Consider the following 20,971-nt stretch of genomic DNA (forward strand, 5'->3'; position numbering starts at 1 on the left):
CCCCAGTCCTAGACCCTGCTGTGGCACCCCACGCCGGCGCCGAGCTCGTTCCCGTACGGCGACGTGAAGTACATGACGATGTCGACGATGAAGTCCGGCACGCTCACCCCGAGGAAGTTCGGGTCCGGGGTGATCAGCCAGGCCGGCGGGTTCGTCCCGTCGTCCAGCGGAGTACCCAGGTGGAGCTCCGAGCCCGTGGTGCTGAACTCGGCGTGCGGTCGCGCGGAGACCTCGAAGTCGCAGTAGCCCACCAGGATGTCCACCAACCGGAGACCGAAGATCACGTCCTTGCGGTTCGAGGCGACCCGGAAGTGGTCGATCACGTTCCCCAGGTTCACGTGCACGTCGATGTCGAAGATGTCGATGTCGATGTCCTGGATGAAGTTCTCGAACACCACGTGGACCTTGTCCTTCAGGTCGATCTTCGTCTGACTGTCGATCCCGAAGGTGAAGTCGGTGAAGTCGCCCTTCAGACCTGTCGTGATGCCCAGGTCGAGCTGCAGGTTGCTGGCGTTCTCGAACCCGAGGGTCAGCTTGTGGATGTCGATGTTGACCCCGAGGTTTCCGGTGTTCTCCATCGGGCCGGCGCTGAAGCCGAGGTCGACGTCGAGGTGGATCGCACCCGATGCGCCGAGCTTGAACGAATCCGTCTTCGGGTTCGAGTTGATCTTCAGCGTGGTCCCGTCGAGCTGACCGGTCACCGTGCTGCCCATGTTCGTGATCGCCAGGTCGGCGGCCGCGTTGATGTCAGCCGGGCTGGTGATGGCCGCGGTCGCGGTGGCATCGATGTCCAGGCCGGGCTGGCTGGCGGTGAAGGTGAAGTCCGGGGTCGAGACGCTGCCGTCCGGCGCCGTCTCGCGACCCAGGTGCAGGTTCACCGCACTCGGCACGTCGTGCAGGTGCACCGACGCCGCGAAGTCCAGGTCGCCCACGTGCTTGTACGACGCCGTGATGTCGCTGATGCCGTGGTTCATCGTGACCCCGACGTCCTTGGTGTCGCCCAGGGACGCGGTGACGTTGATGGACTTCGGGATCTCGCTGATCTCGAGCTTGGCGTCGTCGGTGTTCCCGTAGGTCGCCTCAGCCGTGAGCGCACCCAGGTCCTGGTTGGACGTGTAGGTGATGCTCAGGTTGTGGGTCCCGCCGGTGGTGCTGGACAGGAACGGACCGAACTTGAAGTTGACCGGGCTGGCCGTCGGCACCACCTGGGAGAGCTCCAGGGTGAGCGGCTGGTCGGCCAGGGTGGTCAGCTTCGCGTCGACACCCAGCGTGGCGTTGGTCGGGTGGAACCCGTTCACCTCGTAGGTACCGGCCGGCGAGTTCAGGTCCAGGCTGTCCGGCAGACCGGTGATGAACAGCTTCGCCCGGACACCGCGCTTGGAGCCGTCCGCGCCGTCGCGCACCGCGACGCCGTGGATGAAGCTCGGGTCCGGCGTGTTGTTCAGCGCGGTCAGCGACTGCGCCGCCGCCACCGAGAGCGTCAGCGTCGGGTTGTCGTCACCGGTGTAGGTGATCCGCCCGCCGTCGCTCTTCAGGTCGATCTGCGAGGGCAGGTGCGTGAAGCTTCCGGACACGGAGGCCCGGTCACCGGTGTTGAGGACGACGTCGGCACCGAAGTTCAGTTGGCCGTGGTTGCCCATGTTCAGCTTGGCCTCGAAGCCGCCCGGCCCGGAGTCGGTCAGCTTCTGGTAGCTGATCGTCTGCAGGTTGCTGATGTGCAGGCTCGCGTCCAGGTCGCCGTTCGGCTCGTCGAAGAACGCGTTCAGGTGGTCACCGCCCAGCGAGTGCACGAGCGTGTGGTTCGTGACCTTCGCGTCGATCGAGCCGATGCCGGTGCCGTTGGTGACGAACTCGACGTCCCCGTCGGCCCAGCTCGCGTGCCAGGCGGTTGGGATGTCGGCGATCGTCAGGCCCGCGTCGAACGCCCGGGTCCCGCCGATGGTGGCCGGAACCAGGTGCGCCTGGGCGGAGAACCCGCCGGCGACCGAGGAGGCCGCCCAGTCGAGCTGGGAGTTCGCCCCGTCGAAGGTCACCGCGATCGTGGCCGGCACGTCGGTGATGTCCACCGCGACGTGGTCACCGTCGTGGTCGGTCGCGTCGAGACCGATCTCGTCGATGACGCTGCTGGCGCTGTAGGTGATCTTGTTGCCCTGCTGGAGGACGTCGATCTCCGCCGGCACCTTGTCGATGAAGCCGGTGGCGCTCACCGTCGGCGTCGTCAGGAAGGCCCGGAACAGCCGCGGCGCGGTGTTCTTCAGCTGGACGTGCAGAGCCTGCGCCGTGGTGTCCACGCTGATGAACCGGAGCCCGTGGTAGAGCAGCTCGGCGTGCGTGGAGTCGGTCAGGTTGGTGTCCAGGTAGGCGTGGTCGTCGGTGGTCGCCGGGCTGGCGAACGATCCGTCGGTCCCGAACTGGAACAGGATCCGGCCGATGTCCGAGGACGCCGGGGCGTCACCGGGACCGGTGCGGGCGTCGAAGACCAGCGGGTTCAGGCCGCCGACCTTCATGTATTTCGGCAGGTCCTGGATCTCGCCGTGGATCGCCAGACCGCCCGGCTTCTCCAGGTAGTTCAGCACGATCGAGCCCAGGCGCGAGTCGGCGCTGTAGGTCGCCGACGGCGTCGCACCCGTCGTGTTGAACAGCAGGTCGATGTTCTTCGGCAGGTCGGTCAGCGTCGCGTCGCCGTGCATGTTCGCCGCACGGTCGTCGAAGCTGGCGTCCATCTCCGGGATCACGCTGGACGCGGTGTACGTCGCGTGTCCGTTGTCCGGGTCGAAGACCACGTGCACGCTCGAGGGCAGCGCGGCGATGTGCGCCGTGGCGAGCACGTTCGGGTCGTCCAGGTCGGCGATCGCGTCGAACGGCTGGCCGCCGGGGTCGAGGCCCAGGGACACGTCGGTCTTCTGGTGACCGTCGAAGTGGGCGGACTGGAACCCGGTGAGCTGGAAGTCCAGGCCGAGCTTGGTGCCCTGCTTGAGCACGGTGGCGTGGTCCCCGGTGTGCGGGATGATCGCGCCGCCGTTGCGGGTCAGCGAGGCCTGGATCAGCCCGATGCCGTGGTTGGCGGAGAGGTCGTAGACCCCGGTGCTCTTGGTCATCGAGAACCCGAGGTGGGTCGGGATGCTGACGGCCTTGGCGATCAGGTTGGTCTCGTCACCGGCCTCGGACTTGTCGTACATGCCGAGGTTGATGTCCCCGAGGTTCGAGTCCGCGTCGTAGGTGATCGCCTGGGAGTCCGGGGTGGTCACGTTGGTGACGTGGATCGACTTCGGGATCTGGTGCACCACGGCGTCGATCTGCTGCTGGAGCACGTTGTCGGCCAGCGTCTTGGTGTTGAACGACGCGGTCGGGATGTTCCCGTTGGCCGTGTACTTGATGTCCTGCGCGCCCTGCAGGTCGACGTGGACCTGGGTCGGGACGCCGAACACGTCGTACTGGCTCTGGGTGTACGAGCCGGGGTGGCTCACGTCCGGAGTGGCGGTGTCGGTCGCCTGGACGTGCCCGATGCCGGCATTGGCCTGGTAGTCGATGCTCTGCTTCTCACCCTGGTGGACGAGGTCGACGGTGACCGAGGTCGGCAGCTGGTCGATGAGCGCGGTGAACGTGCGGTCGCTCTTCGGCGCGGTCGTGGTCGTCTTCTGGTTGATCTGCGCGGTGACCGTGGTCGGCACCGTGGAGGTCACGTTGAAGGTGTCCTCGTCCTGCGCATTGGTGTGCGTCAGGCGCGCGTCCACCGTGAACTTCTCCGGGAACGGGTTCATCTGCACCGAGCCGGCCATCGGGTTCTCCTCCGAGGCCGGGACACCGGCGGAGCCACCGACGAGGTCCTTGACCGCGAAGGTCAGCGCCTCGACCGGACCCGGCTGCGAGGCCGTCACGACCGCACCGACCTGGATGTCACCGGTCAGCGCCGCGGCGATGTTCTTCAGCGTGAAGGTGGCGCCCTGGTTGTAGGCGAGCGAGGAAGCGCGGCCGTCGAAGCCGACCTCGATCCGCTTCTTCACGATCGGGGTGTCGTAGACCGCGAAGACGTGGGCCGGCAGCGGGGCGCTGTGCAGACGGGTCACCTGGAACTTGGCGCCCACGTCCTTGAGGTTGGTGACCGGGAAGAGCGCACCGAGCACGTCGGGCACACCGTCGCCGGTGACGTCGGCCGGGATCGGAACACCGATCGGCAACGAGATGCTGCAGGAGAGCGGCATCGTCGCGGACTCGGCGCAGATCTTGTAGAAGGCCGACGCCAGGATGTTGACCACCGGCAGGGTGAACAGCACGCCCTGGATCTGGCTGATCAGCTTCAGCAGCGAGTTGACCGCCTGCAGGATCAGCGGGACGAGCGGGATCTTGGTGATCGGGTTCGGCTCGAGGCCGGCCGGGACGATGGTCGGCGCGGCTGCCGGCTTGATCTTCGCGGTCGTCGTCGAGCCCTGGCCGTTGTTGATCAGCGAGCGCAGCGTGCTGGAGACCGAGCCGCCGACGCCGGTCGAGGTCGTGGTGGGCGCCTGGGCGTCGACCTTCGGCTGGTCCGCAGAGGTGAAGCTCGGCTTGGAGACCAGGTCGTGCGACATGTCCGCGAGGTCCTGCTGGGTCTGCGCGCTGCCCGGGGTGCTCGTCGGCGGGGCCGGGGCGTTGGCGCCCTCGTCGGCCAGACCCGAGCGGAGCTGGTTCAGCTGGTCGTGGCCGAAGATGACCATCTGGGTGCCGAGCAGGTCCTGCTGGCGCTGCTGCGGGGTCAACGTCTCGCCGGCCTTGGCGACCATCGAGTCGAGCAGGCAGGCGTCGAGCCAGACCTGGACGTTCTCGCTCATCGCGTGGAAGCCCTCGTCGAGGATCGCCTGCGGCGTCTGCTTGAGGTTCGCGTAGGACTGCAACCAGTCGTGGTCCGCCATCCGCTTGGACCACAGCTCCACGAACCGGTCGCGGTTGGCAGGAGTCGCGTCCGGGTCGTCCGGCGGCGAGTCGCAGGAGACGGACAGACCGCTGCCGGTCTGCGCAGCGCTGGTGGTGGCTGCTGCCAGACCGGGGTTCATGAAGCCTGCGGCGACCAGAGCGCCGGCGACCAGAACCGAGACGAAGAAACGATGAGTACGCATGCCCGCACCTGCCCACGAGATTGATCTGCCGTCCCCGACGAACGACAGCACCGACTGACTATCTGCCTACGTAACGAGGGCTGACAAGAGTTTCCTGTGTTATTCCTGAGCATTTTCAGGAGTCGGCAATACCCGTCGGTAACGGAACAAATCGCCCAGTGAAATAGGGGGGATATTTCAGGCACTAATAGGTCGAATACGTTGAGAACGACCGCTCCGAAATGCCGAGGAATAGCACGTTGTGACTAGAAAGGTCCGTCCGATCGGAGCGGGGGCTGACCGAACCTCAACCGCCCCGTTGAGCGGGCGTCGACGCGGACTACCCTTCTGCGCGTGAGCAACGAGCCTGAGTTCCGCTACTCCGACCTGCTTCCGGCTTCCCACGACGACACCCCGTACCGGTTGGTGACGACCGAGGGCGTCTCGACGTTCGAGGCCGACGGCCAGACCTTCCTGCGGGTGAGCCCGGAGGCGATCCAGCGGCTGACCGCCGAGGCGATGCACGACATCTCCCACTACCTGCGGCCCGCTCACCTCGCCCAGCTGCGCAAGATCATCGACGACCCCGAGGCCTCGGGCAACGACCGTTTCGTGGCGCTCGACCTGCTCAAGAACGTGAACATCTCCGCCGGCGGCGTGCTGCCGATGTGCCAGGACACCGGCACCGCGATCGTGATGGGCAAGAAGTCCGAGGGTGTGCTCACCGGCGCCGACGACGGCGAGGCGATCAGTCGCGGCGTGTACGACGCCTACACCAAGCTGAACCTGCGCTACTCCCAGCTCGCTCCGCTGACGACGTACGAGGAGAAGAACACCGGCACCAACCTGCCGGCGCAGATCGAGCTCTACTCGACGGCACAGGGCCCTAAGGGTCCCGAGTACAAGTTCCTCTTCATGGCCAAGGGCGGCGGCAGCGCCAACAAGTCGTTCCTGTTCCAGGAGACCAAGGCCGTCCTGAACCCCAAGCGCATGCTGGAGTTCCTCGACGAGAAGATCCGCTCGCTCGGCACCGCCGCCTGCCCGCCGTACCACCTGGCGATCGTCATCGGCGGCACCAGCGCGGAGTTCGCGCTGAAGACCGCCAAGTACGCCAGCGCGCACTACCTCGACAACCTGCCGACCGAGGGTTCGATGAGTGCCCACGGCTTCCGCGACCTCGAGCTGGAGGAAGAGGTCTTCAAGCTGACCCAGTCCTTCGGCATCGGCGCGCAGTTCGGCGGCAAGTACTTCTGCCACGACGTGCGCGTGGTTCGGCTCCCCCGTCACGGCGCCTCGTGCCCGGTGGCGATCGCGGTGTCGTGCTCGGCCGACCGCCAGGCGCTCGGCAAGATCACCGCCGACGGCGTCTTCCTCGAGCAGCTCGAGACCGACCCGGCCCAGTACATGCCGGACGCCGGCGTGGCCGAGGACATCTCCGGCGGCGAGGTCGTGCAGGTCGACCTGAACCGCCCGATGGCCGACATCCTCGCCCAGCTCTCGCAGTACCCGGTGAAGACCCGGCTCTCGCTGACCGGCCCGCTCGTGGTGGCGCGGGACATCGCGCACGCCAAGATCCAGGAGCGCCTGGACGCCGGCGAGGAGATGCCGGAGTACCTGAAGAACCACCCCGTCTACTACGCCGGCCCGGCGAAGACCCCCGCCGGCATGGCGTCCGGCTCGTTCGGCCCGACCACCGCAGGCCGGATGGACTCCTACGTGAAGTCGTTCCAGGCCGCCGGCGGCTCGATGGTGATGCTCGCCAAGGGCAACCGCTCCAAGCAGGTCACCGACGCGTGCAACGAGTTCGGCGGCTTCTACCTCGGCTCGATCGGTGGCCCGGCCGCGCGCCTGGCGCAGGACTGCATCAAGAGCCAGGAGGTCATCGAGTACCCCGAGCTCGGCATGGAGGCCGTCTGGAAGATCGAGGTCGAGGACTTCCCCGCCTTCATCGTGGTCGACGACAAGGGCAACGACTTCTTCACCGACCCGGCCGGCACGATCAACGTGCCGCTGACCGGAATCCGGGTGCGCTCGGCCGAGAAGTAGGTCGGCACCTGCGAGGAACCCTCGTCGGTCGTCACCCGTTGGACCGGGTACGACGACGAAGGAGACACCCATGCAGTGCCCCACCGACGGCGCCGTGCTCGTGATGAGCGACCGCAACGGCATCGAGATCGACTACTGCCCGACCTGCCGCGGCGTCTGGCTCGACCGCGGCGAGCTCGACAAGATCATCGAGCGCTCGACCCAGCACCCGGCTCCGCAGCCGGCGTTCAGCCCGCCGCCCCAGCAGCAGTACCGGCAGCAGCCGTACAAGCAGAAGCGCAAGGAGAGCTGGCTCTCAGAGCTCTTCGACTGAGCACCGCAGTTTCGACACTCCGCAGGCCCTCTTCCGCTTAGCCTGGGTCGACCATCGGTGCGGAGGAAGACATGAGCGTGCGCAACCTGGCCCGGGCTGTCGTCGGGGCGTTCATCATCGCGACCGCGTTCGTCGCGGCCCCGGCGAATGCCTACTCCCTCCCGATCGTCTCGGCGCTCGACACCAACACGATCGGCCACGTGAAGGGCACGGTGACCTCTGATGCGCCGTATGTCCTGGTCTGGGCTCCTGGCCACTACGACCACTACTTCGCAACAGCTGACGGCGTCGCCTCGTTCGACCTCGAGACCTGGGGGCTGACCACGTCGTACGTCGAGGCGTGGCCATGTTCGCAACCAACGGAGTCGAGCTGCACGAGCTTCAACACAGCGAGCTACTTCACCGCGAGTGATGTCACACCGACGATCACGTGGCCCTCCGACTTGAAGATCGGCCCCGGTGACGCGTTCCCGGTCACGGTCTCCGACCCTCAGGGTGGTGGCGTCCTGGTCGCGTTCTGGCAGGAAGTCCAGTACCTGGACAGGAACGGCACCACCCAGCTCGACCTCGGGGACGGCGACGGGTACATCGACGTCTACCGCTGCGACTCGGAGGCTCGCCTCGAGTGCCGGAACTTCGACAGCAGCACGCGCGTATCGCTGGGTGTGCACAAGAGCACGAAGGCAGAGGTGTCCGCCAGCCCGGCCAGCACGTTCCCGGGCTACGTCTCGACGCGTCAGACCTCGACACAGCTCCGCCTCCAGACCCACCGCCCGGTTGGGCTCCCGTACACCCTGGACTGGCACCTCGAGAAGAACGGCGTCCCGGTCCCGGGCACCGGCGGCGAGGTGGTCGACACCCTGAACAGCGACGGGGAGACCACGTTCTCGGCGACCGCCGACGGACTCGCTGACGGCACTTACACCGTCGCGGGCAACCTCACGGTCCATGATCCCGACTACGGGGACCTTCCCGGGCCGCTCACCGGAGGCACGGTCATCGTCGACCGCAAGCCCGCCTCCTTCACGAGCGTCGCGCAGACCGCGTCGAGGATCTACCCGAACATCGGGGCACACGGGCTCGACGATTCCGCCCGCTTCACCTTCAAGGGCATGTACGGGGGCAGGACCACCGAGATGTACTCCGCCTCCGACGTGCTGGTGCGGCGTGGCAACCTCTCCCAGTCGACCACAACCCCGACCACCTGGTCGGGGTACGTCACCGCCCGTGACAACTCCCAGAAACTGCTCCCGGACGGTTTCTACACGGTGTACCTCGTCGACACTGCCGGGAACCGGAAGCTGGCCGGTTCCGTCTACGTCGACCACCGCAAGCTGGTCGCGCGGACCTACACCAAGACGGTCTCGGCCACCAGCACTCTGGTCGACGAGTACGTCGGCAAGTGCTCGACCCTCAAGCACGGAGTGCGTGGCTGGTACGGCTCGCTCGGCTACTACGCGAACACCAAGTGCGGGACCCAGACCAGCGCAGCCAGCGAGGTCCACACGATCCACGAGCTGAAGATGCCGACCGGGGCCTATTACAAGACGATCGAGCTGTACACGTACGGCGGAGCCGCGAAGAGCAGGCCGGGCAGCCAGGCCGTCATGTTGTACCTGACCCCGCGCGGACACCTGTACGACAAGGGCACCGCGTCCGCGCGGCTGGGTACCCACCCCGGCTACACGTCCAATGCGGAGACCTACCTGTGGTCCGGCCACTACTTCGTCTGGGCGGTCGCCACCGCGTTCAACCACCAGTACGACGTCAAGAACTTCACGGTGGAGCTCGACTACTACGTGCTCGGCTGACTGAACCAGTCGTCGGCCCGCGGGATCGGGCCGACGGTTCGGGGCTAGCCTGTGGTTCTCAGCTCCAGAGCCACAGGAAGCCCCGTCATGAACCTCCGTCGCCTGCCCGTCGCCCTCACGATCGCTGCCGCGCTCGCCGTCCCGCTGACCGGGCTGATGCCCGCGTACGCCGCCCCGGCTGCGGCTCCCGTGTTCAGCAATCTGGACAGCACCAGTGCCGGGCACCTGACCGGCACGATCGACAGCACCGGCGTGCCGGAGATCTACGTGCGGTTCGCCAACACCACGGGCGTGCAGTACCGGCACGTCACCCTGGGCGGCGACTCCGACACCTTCGACCTGCCGACGTGGGGCTACGCCGGCTCGACGAGCATCTACGCCCTGGCCTGCCCGACCGCCGACCCGGCCTCCCCGGACTGCTCGCCCGAGACGGTCGTCGGCACCTTCACGCCCACCGACCTGGTGCCGACCGTCACGTGGTCCGCCGACGACAAGATCGGGCCGGCCGAACAGGTCACGGTCGGCACGGTCACCGACCCGGGCGGCGGCGGCCTGCTCTTCGCCCAGTTCGACAACGACATCCCGATCCCGGACCCGCCGCGGTTCGCGCTGACCGACGGCGCGGTGGCGAACCTCGAGGACGGGGCGGGCGTGATGACGGCCTGGCGGTGCGACGACCTGAACACCGACCAGTGCGCGGTGTTCGACCCGGCGAGCCCGTTCTACGACATCGAGCAGCACTTGCACCTGACCTTCGACCCGGTCACCAAGATCACCGGCAACAACCCGACCACCACGGTGCAGTACACCAACGCCCGCTCGGGCACCTACGACCTCACCTGGCACCTCGAGCGCCCCGGTCACCCCGACCCCGGCGTGACGGGAAGCGTCACCGGAGGAACGATCACCGCCGGCGCTCTCGCGCCGATCATGATCGACGGAGCCGACCTGCCGACCTCGGGCACCTACGTCCTCAAGGGATCGCTGACCGTGCACGGCGATGTCAGCGGCTTCGACGGCGACTACGTCCAGGCCCTCGACGGGTCCGTCGCCGTCAGCCCGACCATCACGGTCGACCACACCGGTCCGCCGATGACGTCGGTGACCGCGTCGCCCACGACGATCTACCCGCTGGTCAAGGACAGCACCAAGTACAAGTCCTCGACCACGTTCTCGATCCTGGGCACCGGTGTCCCGAACGTCGTCGCGGTCAACCTGTACAAGCGCGTCGGCACCACCGACACCTTCCAGCGGACGCTCACCCTGAAGCCCGGGTCCACCAGCGTGCGCGCCACCGCCACCTGGTCCGGACTGCTCGCCGGGAGCGTCCCGGCGCCCGCCGGCACCTACGTGGTCAAGCTCCTCGACGCCGACGGCAACGCCGCGTCGAAGATCGGGACGGTCACCGTCTCGGGCAAGAAGCTGGTGACGAAGACCTGGACGAAGACCGTCACGCCGGTCGGGTCCCTGTCCGGCAGCACCGTGGCGCGCTGCTCCACCTTGCGGACGCCGTCACTGCGCGGCTGGTTCAAGTCGCTCGGCTACTACGCCAACACCCGGTGCGCCAGCCAGACGACGGCGGACAGCCTGATCCGCACCGCGCACGCGGTGATCCTGCCGAGCTCCGGGGTCGTCCAGTACGTCGACATCCGGGTGGACACCTACGGCGGTGCCGCGCGGGCGAAACCCGGCAGCAAGATCCGGGTGCGCTACCTGACCACCAGCAAGAAGTGGGTCAGCACCCGCACCTTGGCGGGGACGCTGGGCACCCACAAGGGCGAGACGCACTCGACCTCCGGCCTGGTGTTCTCCGACCACTCGTTCGGCTGGGGCATGTACACCGGCTACGGCTACCAGTACGACGTGAAGTCGTTCACGATCGTGCTGCACTACAAGGTGCTCGGCTGACAAAGCAAAAGCTCCTGCGGGTGGGCCAGAAGGGCGCCCACCCGCAGGAGCTCGGTTCAGCTAGCGGCTACGGGGTGTAGCCGATCGCCACGAGGGCGGAGTGACCGGCGTTGTAGTTGCCGTCCCCGTCGTACGTGGCTCGGATCGCGTACTTGGCCTTGACCTTGTTCGTGTACTTGATCGTCGCCACCCCGTTGACCAGCGTGCCGCTGGCGACCACGGAGTCGTTCGCGCGCCGGAGCACGACCTTCCCGGTCGCCGGCTCCCCGGCGATCGTGGTGACGGTGACCTTGGCGGTCACGGTCTGGCCGTACTTCACCGAGCTCGGTGAGACCGTCAGCTTCACGGTGGACGCCGACTTGTTCACCACCAGGTTCGTCGTGGTCGACGATCCTGCGTTGTGGTTGTCGTCGCCCGCGTACTCCGCGTGCAGCGGGTAGGTACCCGCGTCGGCGAAGGACACGTGCAGCTGCGCGTTCCCACCGGACAGCTCGCCGGAGGCAACCGTCGTGGTGCCCCGCTTGAGGGTCACCGTCCCGGTGGCCGTACCGTCCGAGCCGGCCGGCACCGCGATGGTCGCGGTGACGTCCTGCCCACGGCCGACCGGGTTCGGCGCCACCTGGAGGGTGACGGCCGCGTCGACCTTGAGCCCGACCACCTGGGTCTTCGACCCGAGCTGGTTGTGGAAGTGGACGATCATCGCGCCCTTGCCGCCGTCCTCGACGTACGCCGCCGCGTTCCGGCGCAGGGTGAGCACGGAGCTCGCTGCGTCCGGGAACAGGAACGGGCTCGCCGAGCCGTCGTAGCTGCCGAACAGCGCGACGCCGGGCTTGGTCACGTCCAGCGACATCGGGTTGACCAGGTTGCCGTCACCGTCGACGTCCCCGATGTTGTCCACCGGAGCACCCTGGTACGGGCTGAAGGACAGCACCGAGTAGCTGATCCGCGGGTTCTCGGCATCCACGCCGGGGATGTCGCTGATGAACACCGGCATCACCATCGTGTCGCTGTCGAAGACCGCCGTGTCGGTGTCACCGAACGAGTCGTTGATACCGGCCTCGTAGGTCGCGTGCCCGTTGCTCAGGTCCACGATCCGGGTCACCAGGTCGTCGGAGTCGGGCAGGCGGGTGTTGTAGAGCACCGCGTCCGCGGTCCCGTCGCCGTCACCGTCGATGTAGATGTCGAACTCCGCCTCGTTGGCAGCCGTCCTCCACCGACCCTGGGTGTTCACCGCGAAGTACACCTCGCCGTCCTCGAGCGGGTCCTGCCCGTTCGAGACCAGCTGAGCTGCGTTCGAGGTGGCTCCGAAGCGCTTCAGGTCCGCAGCCCGCTCGTCCGAGAAGTTGACGCACCCGCTGGTGACGTCACCCCCGCACGACGGGGCCAGACCGCTGGTGCCCTGGAGCTCGAGCCCAGCCACCGTGGACTGGACCTTCTCCTCACCGGAACCCTGGTTGACCGACTGACCCGTGAGCGGGAGCAGCGTGGTCTGCACGTCGCCCGAGGGCAGCGTGACCTGGTCGGCCTGGGTCATCGCCGAGGCGGGACGCGGGGCCGAGTAGACCGGGACCCGCAGCTCGCTCGACTCGTTGGTGAACGTCACCAGACCACTCGCGTCCGCCTGGAACTGGCGCGGCAGACCGCTCTGGAACGGCTGCACCGTCGGGTCGATGGTCTTGGTCATCTGCGCCGGGTGCAGCGTCAGGGTGACCGTGACCGTCTTGCTCGACCGTGGGTCCAGGGTGACCGAGCTCGGCGAGACCGAGTACGTCGCACCCGGGACCGACGAGCGGGACACGTAGTTCACGTCGAACGACTTCGTGGTCACGCCGGTGTTCTGCACCTTGATGTGCTTGGTCAGCACGGTGTCCGCCGTGACTGCCTGCGGTCCGAACGAGACGCTGACCGAACCCGGGTTCTCGGTGACGTAGGCCAGGACCTCGTTGTCCAGGGCGCTGTCCACCTGGAGCCGGCCCGAGCCGACCCGCTGCGGGGCGTACTTGTCCCCGGTGTGGCTCGTCCCGGTGAACAGGTCCTGACCGGCGGTGTTCATCAGGTCGGCCTTGACCTGCTCCGGGGTCCAGTCCGGGTGCTGCGAGACCACCAGAGCCGCGGCGCCCGCGGTCATCGGGGTGGCCATCGAGGTACCCGAGTCGTTCAGACCCTCGGTGCCGGTGCCGACACCGGCCGAGAACACGGTCGCGCCCACGGCGGTGATGTCCGGCTTCACGTTGCCCGGGTCACCGATGCCGCGTGAGGAGAACCCGGCCAACGTGTCGTTGAGCGAGTCGTCCTTCTGGGCGTAGCCGTTGGCCGTGGTGCTCGCGATGGTCACCGTGTGACCGGCCACGAGCTCCGCGCGGATGGCGTCCCCACCGCTCTTGGCGACGAGCACGCCCGGGATCACGGCCGAACCGGTGATGCCCGCGGCGAAGTTCTCCGCGTCGTCGGCGTAGATGAACCCGGTCGCACCGGCAGCCACGAGGTTCGCGGCCCGAGCAGCGGAGCCGCAGCGCCGCTGGTCGTCGGTGTCGGTCCACTCGACGAAGGCGATCTTGCCGTTCACGGCCGCCTTGTCGGTGTCGTCGAGCGGGTCGCAGCCGTCGAGGTTGCTCGCCTGCTTCACCTGGGCGACGTCACCGGACAGGTCCGGGTCGTTGACCCAGTCGTAGGCGATCGAGCGCTCGGACGGGTACTTGTCGGCGATGGACTCCGGGGCGCTCACGTTCAGCGCGTCCACGACGGCAGAGGCGTCCTGGCTGGCGGCCGCCGTGATGGCGCTGGGCGCGTTGCCCGGCGAGCCACCGACGTCGTAGATGTCGCCGGCGTTGCCCGATGCGATGACCATCGTGATGCCCAGCGCGGAAGCGGCCTCGGTCGCGACCGAGTCACCGTCCTGCGGCGAGCCGTAGTCCGATCCGAGCGACATGTTGATCACGTCGACGTGGTCGGACGGGTCGCCGTCGCCGTTCGGGTCCGCGGCCATGTCGATGGCGGCGCCGACCAGGTCGGTGGAACCCTCGCAGCCGAAGACGCGGAACGCGTACAGCTTGGCCAGCGGCGCCATGCCGGGGCCGATCTTCATGTCGTCGAACGGCGTGTTCGTGTCGTAGGAACCCGTGTACGTCGAGCCGTCGGAGTTCTCGCCGTAGCCGGCGACCGTGCCGGCGACGTGCGAGCCGTGGCTGTTGCAGTCCAGCGGGTACGGGTCGGGCGACGGGACCGGGTTGTACCCGGCGGTGTTCGGGTCGGCCTGGTAGTCGTCGCCCGCCAGGTCGTAGCCGCCGATCACCTTGTCGCCCGGGAACTCGCCCGGGGTTGCCGGCTCACCGAAGTTGTCCTTGGCGGCCTGGTAGTTCGCGACCGTCCCGACGCCACCGAAGTCGGCGTGGGTGTAGTCGACGCCGGTGTCGATGATCGCGACCGTGGTGTTCTTGCCGAGGTCACCGTGGGCCTCCCACGCCTGGGGCGCGCCCTGCAGCGGCACCGCGTAGGAGTTGGTCGGCGCCTTCGGCGCGATCGGGTACACCCCGGCCACGCCGGCGAGCTTGGTCAGCTTGGTGTAGTTCTTCACGTCGGTCGTCACCGCGACCGCGGCCAGGGCCGAGTGCGCCTTGTAGAGCACCTTGCTGCCCGACGGCAGGTCGGAGACCACCCGGTCCTGCGCGGACCTGACGGTGCCGAGCTGCTTCTTGGACGCGGTCCGCGCCGCAGCCTTGCCGCCTCCGATCGCGGTCCGGTACGCGCTCGAGGTGCTCTTCGCGTCCAGCTTGATCAGGAAGGCGTAGCGGCCCTGGGTGGGAACGCCTGCCGGCAGCGCACTGCCCGGCTCCCCGGAGGCTGCCTTGCCACCGAGCGCCCGGGGCGCAGTGCCCTTGGCGTTCGCGTGGATCTTCTTGTCGCTGACCTTGACGCCGGGGGTCCCCCGGTGACTCGTCGGGTCAGCAGCGCTCGCTGAACCGTTGGTAACGGCCAGCGCTGCGGCGACGGCGATCGTGGCGGATACCGCCACAAACCGCATTCGACCTGTCGAATTCATGCGAATACATCCCAAACCCGAGGGTTCCCGAGCAGGAGGGACCAACACTGTTTGAGTCCCGATCGCAGGACACACACGGTCCCGCACTCAACCTCGTTGCGGGCAGGTAATCACAGGTTTGCCCGTTTCGTCAGTACCGGGACGGATTGGTTCTAAAAATTCTCGGGAAGGATGAGCCCGTGGACCACACCGAGCTCGCCCGCGCCGAGAGTCCCCGCGGGGAGGTCGTGCTGCGGGAGCGAGGCCAGGAGAACGGCCCCCGGGTCCAGGAGCTCCGGGTCAACGGGGTCTTCGTGATGGACACCCTCGAGACCACCACCGAGCGAGCCCTGGCGACCGCGGCGCTGGACCTCGTCGAGAACCCGCGGACGGTCCTGGTCGGCGGCCTCGGGCTCGGGTTCACCATGCACGAGCTGCTCGCCGACCCCCGCGTCGAGGCCTGCACGGTGGTCGAGATCGAGGAGGCGGTCGTCGGGTGGATGCGGGACGGGACCATCCCCCACGGTCCGCAGTTCCTCGCCGACGAGCGGCTCAGCATCGTGGTCGGCGACGTCGCGATGGCTCTGGCGGAGGCGGCTGACTCGGCGTACGACCTGGTGCTGCTCGACGTCGACAACGGCCCCGGCTACCTGGTCCACGACGCCAACGAGGCGCTCTACAAGGAGCCCTTCCTGACCGCTGCGCACCGGGCGACCCGGACCCTGCTGGTGATCTGGTCGGCCGACGAGGCACCCCAGCTCGGGGCGGCGCTGGAGGCGGTGTTCGGGAACGCCGAGGCGACCGCGTTCCCGGTCCGCCTGGAGGACCGCTCCGAGCACTACTGGCTCTACGCAGCCCGCAAGTAGGCTCGGAGCATGGACGCCTCCGGACCGACGCGGACCGAGCACGACTCGATGGGGGACGTCGAGGTCCCGGCCGACGCGCTCTGGCGGGCGCAGACCCAGCGGGCGGTCGAGAACTTCCCGATCTCCGGTACGCCGCTGGAGGCTCGGCACATCCACGCGCTGGCCGCGATCAAGGCGGCCGCGGCGCGGGTGAACGCCGAGCTCGGCGTGATCAGCGGCGAGCAGGCCGCCGCGATCGAGCAGGCCGCGGCCCAGGTGATGTCCGGCGAGTACGACGCCCACTTCCCGCTCGACGTCTTCCAGACCGGGTCGGGGACCAGCTCCAACATGAACACCAACGAGGTGCTGGCCTCGCTCGCCCACCGGGCGGGCCAGGAGGTGCACCCCAACGACCACGTCAACGCCAGTCAGTCCAGCAACGACACCTTCCCGACCTCGATCCACGTGGCCGCGACGCTTGCGGTTGTCGAGGATCTCCAGCCGGCGCTGCGCACCCTGGAGGCGTCGCTCGCCGCCAAGGCCGAGGAGTTCGCGGACCTGGTGAAGTCCGGCCGCACGCACCTGATGGATGCGACTCCCGTGATGCTCGGCCAGGAGTTCGGCGGGTACGCCGCGACGCTGGCCCTGGCCGTCGAGCGGCTCGACTCGGTGCTCCCCCGGGTGCGCGAGCTTCCGCTGGGCGGAACCGCCGTGGGCACCGGCATCAACACCCCGCCGGGCTTCGCGGCCGCGGTGATCGCCGAGCTCGGCACGGTCACCGGGCAACCGTTCCGCGAGGCTCGCAACCACTTCGAGGCCCAGGGCACCCGGGACTCGCTCGTCGAGCTGTCCGGGGTGCTCAAGACGATCGCGGTCGGACTCACCAAGATCTGCAACGACCTGCGCTGGATGTCCTCGGGCCCGACCACCGGCCTGGCCGAGATCCACCTGCCCGACCTCCAGCCCGGCTCGAGCATCATGCCCGGCAAGGTGAACCCGGTGCTGCCCGAGGCGACCCTGATGGTCTGCGCGCAGGTGATCGGCAACGACGCCGCGATCACCACCGCGGGCGCCGCCGGGAACTTCGAGCTGAACGTGATGATGCCGGTGATCGCCCGCAACCTGCTGGAGTCGATCAGGATCCTGTCGAGCTCGAGCGTCCTGCTGGCGGACCGCTGCGTGGACGGCATCACCGCGGACGCGGAGCGGATGCGCACCTACGCGCAGTCCTCCCCCTCGATCGTGACCCCGCTCAATCGCTACCTGGGGTACGAGGAGGCGGCCAAGGTCGCCAAGGAATCACTCAAGGCCGGTCGCACGATCCGGGACCAGGTGCTGGAGATGGGGTACGTCGACCGCGGCGTGCTCACCCTCGAGCAGCTGGACGCGGCCCTGGACGTGGAAGGGATGACCCACCCATGAGCACGCAGAAGACGATCGTCATCACCGGCGCCAGCGACGGCATCGGGCTGGAGTCGGCGAGCCAGCTGGCCGCCCAGGGCCACCACCTGGTGATGGTGGGCCGCAACCCGGCAAAGCTCGCCGCCGCCGTCGAGCGGGTCCGAACCGAGACGCCCACCGTCGTGGTCGAGTCCTTCGTCTGCGACTTCTCGGTGCTCGCGGACGTGCGCAGGCTCGCGAACGACCTGCTCGCGGCGTACCCGCGGATCGACGTGCTGGTGAACAACGCCGGGACCGTCTACGACAAGCGCACCCTGACGGCCGACGGCTACGAGGCGACCTTCGCGGTCAACCACCTCGCCTCCTTCCTGCTCACCGAGCTGCTGCTGGACCGCATCATCGCCAGCGGCTCGGCTCGGATCGTCACCACCTCCTCCGTCGGTCACTACCGCGGGACGATGGACTTCGACGACCTCGGGTTCGAGCGCGGCTACCAGATCATGCGTGCCTACAGCCGCTCGAAGCTCGCCAACGTGCTCTACACCCGTTCGCTTACCCCCCGCCTCGCCGGCACCGGTGTGACCGCGAACTGCCTGCACCCCGGCGCGGTGGCCACGAACATCTGGGACGGAGCGCCGGCGATCGCGAAGCCCGTGCTGGCGATCGCGAAGCGACTGTTCATGGTCTCGCCCGCCGAGGGCGGCGCCACACTGACCTACCTGGCCACGAACGCCGAGGTGGAGGGCCGCAGCGGCGGCTACTACGAGAAGAACCGGATCAAGGAGCCGGCCGAGCTGGCGCAGGACGACGCCGTCGCCCAGCGCCTGGTCGAGGTCAGCAGGAAGCTGGTGGGACTGTGAGCGACGACCCGACCGAGCACGTCCGCAAGCCGGACTGGTTCACCCGGAACGTCTTCAACCGAGCGGTGGCCTGGCTGACCCGGCGCGGGATCAGCGTGTGGGGCTCGCGGGTGCTGGAGGTCCGCGGCCGCAAGAGCGGCGAGTGGCGCCGTACGCCGGTCAACGTGCTGACCCTGGGCGAGGACCGCTACCTGGTCGCGCCGCGAGGTCACGTGCAGTGGACCCACAACATGCGGGCCGCCGGGGGTGGTCGCCTCGTGCTCGGCAAGCACACCGAGGAGTTCACCGCCACCGAGGTGGTGGCCGACGCGGACAAGGTCGCGATCCTGCGCGGCTACCTCAAGCGCTGGAAGGCCGAGGTCGGGGTGTTCTTCGACGGCGTCAGCGCCGACTCGACCGAGGCCGAGCTGCTCGCCGAGGCACCGAAGCACCCGGTCTTCAGAATCACCGGGTAGCGCCCGGCGTCGCCGCATAGCATCCGGGACATGAGGCTCGGGACGCTGCTGGCGGCTGTCGTGATCGCACCGGCGCTCGTGGCTCTCGGAGCCCCGGCGCAGGCAGCACCGACGTACACGGTCACCGGCTTCGACGACCCGTCCCCGACGCCCGCCTGCACCGGGACCGTGTGCCCGAGCCTGCGGGCCGCGGCTGAGGCAGCAGCCCAGCAGAGCGGCGCGACGATCCAGCTCGGGAGCGGAACATTTGAGCTCAGTCAGGGCGCACTCAGCGTCGAGACGTCGACGCATCTCGTCGGCTCCGGCATGGGCGCGACCACCATCAAGCAGACCGCCGAGCACGGGGTGCTCAAAATCGGCCCGCTGCTCCCGCCCGCACTTGGGACGACCACACTCCAAGACCTGACCGTGACCGGCGGCCATTCCGTGGACGAGAACAACAACAGCGCCTTTGCAGGCGGGATCGACAACATCGGCCCGCTGACGCTGACCCGTGTGGCGGTGACGGGGAACAGCGCGATCGGTAGTAGTCCGGCTTCGATAGGTGGCCCCCCTGGCGCAGCGGGCTTCGGAAGCGCGATCGTGTCGTCCGATGGTGCGCTCACCCTGGATTCCTCGATCGTCAGCGACAACCTGGCCCAAGGCGGAGACGGGCAGGACAGCTTTTCGTCCGGGGAGGGTGGTGCCGGGATCGGGACCGTCGTGACCGGGTCGAGCGACCTGACCGTGGTCAATTCGACGTTCACGAACAACGTGGTGACCGGAGGCGATGGCGGCGACGTGCAAACCCCTGGCAGCGTCGGCGCGGGCGGCGGCAGGGCCATCGGCGGTGCGATCCTCGGCAACGCCTCGGTGACGGTGCGCAGCAGCACGTTCAGGGGCAATCAGGTGAGCGGCGGGGACGGAGGAGCCAGCGCCGACGGCCCCGGCGGCAGTCCCGGCTACGCAGAAGGAGGCGCGATCGCCGCCTTCGGCCCGGCGTTGACGGTGGTCAACAGCACCTTCATGGCAAACGTCGCGACCGCTGGGCAGCCAGGGTCCGGGACGACGCCCGGACCGGACGGAATCGCGGACGGTGGCGCGATCTCCGCCGACGGCAACCCGGGCGACGAGGTCGCCGTGCACCTGGCGTCCGACACCTTCTCCGGCAACCAGGCCCTCAGCCCGCAGCCGTTCTTCGGAGGCAACCTGTTCCTGGACTACGCCTCGCCCGCTGTCATCGAGGGCTCGATCTTTGAAGGAACCGACCCCGCGGGGGCAGCCAACAACTGTCGCATCGCTGCCAGCACCGTGACCGGCTCCGGCCACAACCTTGAGAACACCTCGCCCTCGCAGTGCGGCCTCTCCGCCGCCAACCACGACCTCATCGGCCAGAGCGCCGACCTGGGCACCCTGGCCGACAACGGCGGCCCGACCCAGACGATGCTCCCGAGCGCCTCGAGCCCGGTGATCGGCGCCGGCGGCGCGTGCACCGACCCGACCGCGGATCCGGACGGTCCGCTGACCGTCGACCAGCGCGGTGAGCCACGGCCGGCGGGCCGGCCCTGCGACATCGGTGCCGTCCAGCTGCCGGTCCCGCTCAGCACGGCACCACCCACGATCACCGGCCCGATCGCCCGTCACGACGCCACGTGCACCCACGGCACGTTCGTGGGAGCCGATCCGCTGACCTACGACTACGCCTGGACCCGCGACGGCCAGGCTGTTGGTACCGACCAGGCGACGTACGGGGTGGCGGTAGCGGACATCGGCCACGTCCTGCGCTGCACCGTGGTCGCGCACGGTCCTGATTACGACTCTCCACCTGCGACCAGCGCGCCGCGAACCGTGGTCCCGTCCACCCCCGTGCTGTCGTCGCTGACCCAGAGCCGCTCGACCTGGCGCACACCCAGCGGCCACTCGACCTCGGTGCCGATCGGGACCACGTTCGGGTTCAGCCTCACCGAGAGCAGCACCCTGACGCTCACCTTCACCCGCGTGGTCTACCGCCGGCTCGTCGGCGGGCATTGCGTCGCGCTGACGACCTCGAACCACTCGCGCCCGGCGTGCTCGGCGGCGTACAGCAGAGCGGGCAGCACCTCACGGTCAGCCCACGCGGGGAGCACCACGTTCGTCTTCCACGGCCTGCTCAGCAACGGGCACTACCTGAGCCCCGGCCACTACGTGGTCACGTTCACCGCGAAGAACACCTGGGGCAGGACGTCAGCACCGGCCAAGCTCCGGTTCACGATCGCGCGCTGAG

At 68.3% G+C, this 20,971-nt stretch carries 11 protein-coding genes; 9 read left to right on the top strand and 2 right to left on the bottom strand.

Features of this window, described 5'->3' with window-relative positions:
- Nucleotides 1–8: 8 nt before the first annotated feature.
- A complete protein-coding gene (locus EFL95_RS00325; RefSeq protein ID WP_123232078.1) occupies nucleotides 9–5,093 on the bottom strand; it encodes a hypothetical protein in 5,085 nt (1,694 codons plus the stop codon).
- Between the two features lie 333 nt (nucleotides 5,094–5,426).
- Here EFL95_RS00325 and EFL95_RS00330 point away from each other — a divergent pair, with 333 nt between their 5' ends.
- The 4 genes from EFL95_RS00330 (at nucleotide 5,427) to EFL95_RS00345 (ending at nucleotide 11,150) form a co-directional block, all read left to right on the top strand.
- Nucleotides 5,427–7,118 carry a fumarate hydratase gene (locus tag EFL95_RS00330; protein ID WP_221176266.1) on the top strand — a complete coding sequence of 564 codons (1,692 nt, stop codon included), beginning with the start codon at nucleotides 5,427–5,429 and terminating at the stop codon, nucleotides 7,116–7,118.
- A gap of 70 nt (nucleotides 7,119–7,188) precedes the next feature.
- Nucleotides 7,189–7,431: a TFIIB-type zinc ribbon-containing protein gene (locus EFL95_RS00335; RefSeq protein WP_123232080.1), complete on the top strand. Its 243-nt coding sequence runs from the start codon at nucleotides 7,189–7,191 to the stop codon at nucleotides 7,429–7,431.
- 71 nt (nucleotides 7,432–7,502) lie between these two features.
- A complete protein-coding gene (locus tag EFL95_RS00340) occupies nucleotides 7,503–9,242 on the top strand; it encodes a hypothetical protein (RefSeq protein ID WP_123232081.1) in 1,740 nt (579 codons plus the stop codon).
- Nucleotides 9,243–9,329: 87 nt separating this feature from the next.
- The gene (locus EFL95_RS00345; protein WP_123232082.1) at nucleotides 9,330–11,150 is read left to right on the top strand and encodes a hypothetical protein; all 1,821 of its coding nucleotides are present in this window, start codon (nucleotides 9,330–9,332) and stop codon (nucleotides 11,148–11,150) included.
- Between the two features lie 67 nt (nucleotides 11,151–11,217).
- Here EFL95_RS00345 and EFL95_RS19975 read toward each other — a convergent pair whose 3' ends face one another.
- On the bottom strand, nucleotides 11,218–15,162 hold the full coding sequence (locus EFL95_RS19975; RefSeq protein ID WP_183406962.1) for a S8 family serine peptidase: 3,945 nt from the start codon (nucleotides 15,160–15,162) through the stop codon (nucleotides 11,218–11,220).
- A 206-nt stretch (nucleotides 15,163–15,368) separates the two neighbouring features.
- On the opposite strand from EFL95_RS19975, the gene EFL95_RS00355 reads away from it, so the two are divergent.
- Genes EFL95_RS00355 through EFL95_RS00375 form a run of 5 tightly spaced genes read left to right on the top strand, consistent with a single transcriptional unit; the run spans nucleotide 15,369 to nucleotide 20,970 of the window.
- The gene (locus tag EFL95_RS00355) at nucleotides 15,369–16,034 is read left to right on the top strand and encodes a spermidine synthase (protein WP_123232084.1); all 666 of its coding nucleotides are present in this window, start codon (nucleotides 15,369–15,371) and stop codon (nucleotides 16,032–16,034) included.
- 9 nt (nucleotides 16,035–16,043) lie between these two features.
- The gene (locus EFL95_RS00360; protein ID WP_123232085.1) at nucleotides 16,044–17,435 is read left to right on the top strand and encodes a class II fumarate hydratase; all 1,392 of its coding nucleotides are present in this window, start codon (nucleotides 16,044–16,046) and stop codon (nucleotides 17,433–17,435) included.
- The gene (locus EFL95_RS00365) at nucleotides 17,432–18,274 is read left to right on the top strand and encodes an SDR family oxidoreductase (RefSeq protein ID WP_123232086.1); all 843 of its coding nucleotides are present in this window, start codon (nucleotides 17,432–17,434) and stop codon (nucleotides 18,272–18,274) included. Before EFL95_RS00360 ends, EFL95_RS00365 begins: the two co-directional genes overlap by 4 nt.
- Complete coding sequence (locus EFL95_RS00370; protein ID WP_123232087.1) at nucleotides 18,271–18,729, top strand: nitroreductase family deazaflavin-dependent oxidoreductase; 459 nt, start codon at nucleotides 18,271–18,273, stop codon at nucleotides 18,727–18,729. The genes EFL95_RS00365 and EFL95_RS00370 overlap by 4 nt, the downstream gene beginning before the upstream one ends.
- A gap of 30 nt (nucleotides 18,730–18,759) precedes the next feature.
- Entirely contained in the window at nucleotides 18,760–20,970 is a 2,211-nt protein-coding gene (locus EFL95_RS00375; protein WP_148044924.1) for a choice-of-anchor Q domain-containing protein, read from the top strand.
- The last annotated feature ends 1 nt before the right edge of the window (nucleotide 20,971 follow it).

It is taken from the genome of Nocardioides marmorisolisilvae (assembly GCF_003725775.1).
Classification (GTDB): Bacteria; Actinomycetota; Actinomycetes; order Propionibacteriales; family Nocardioidaceae; genus Marmoricola; species Marmoricola marmorisolisilvae.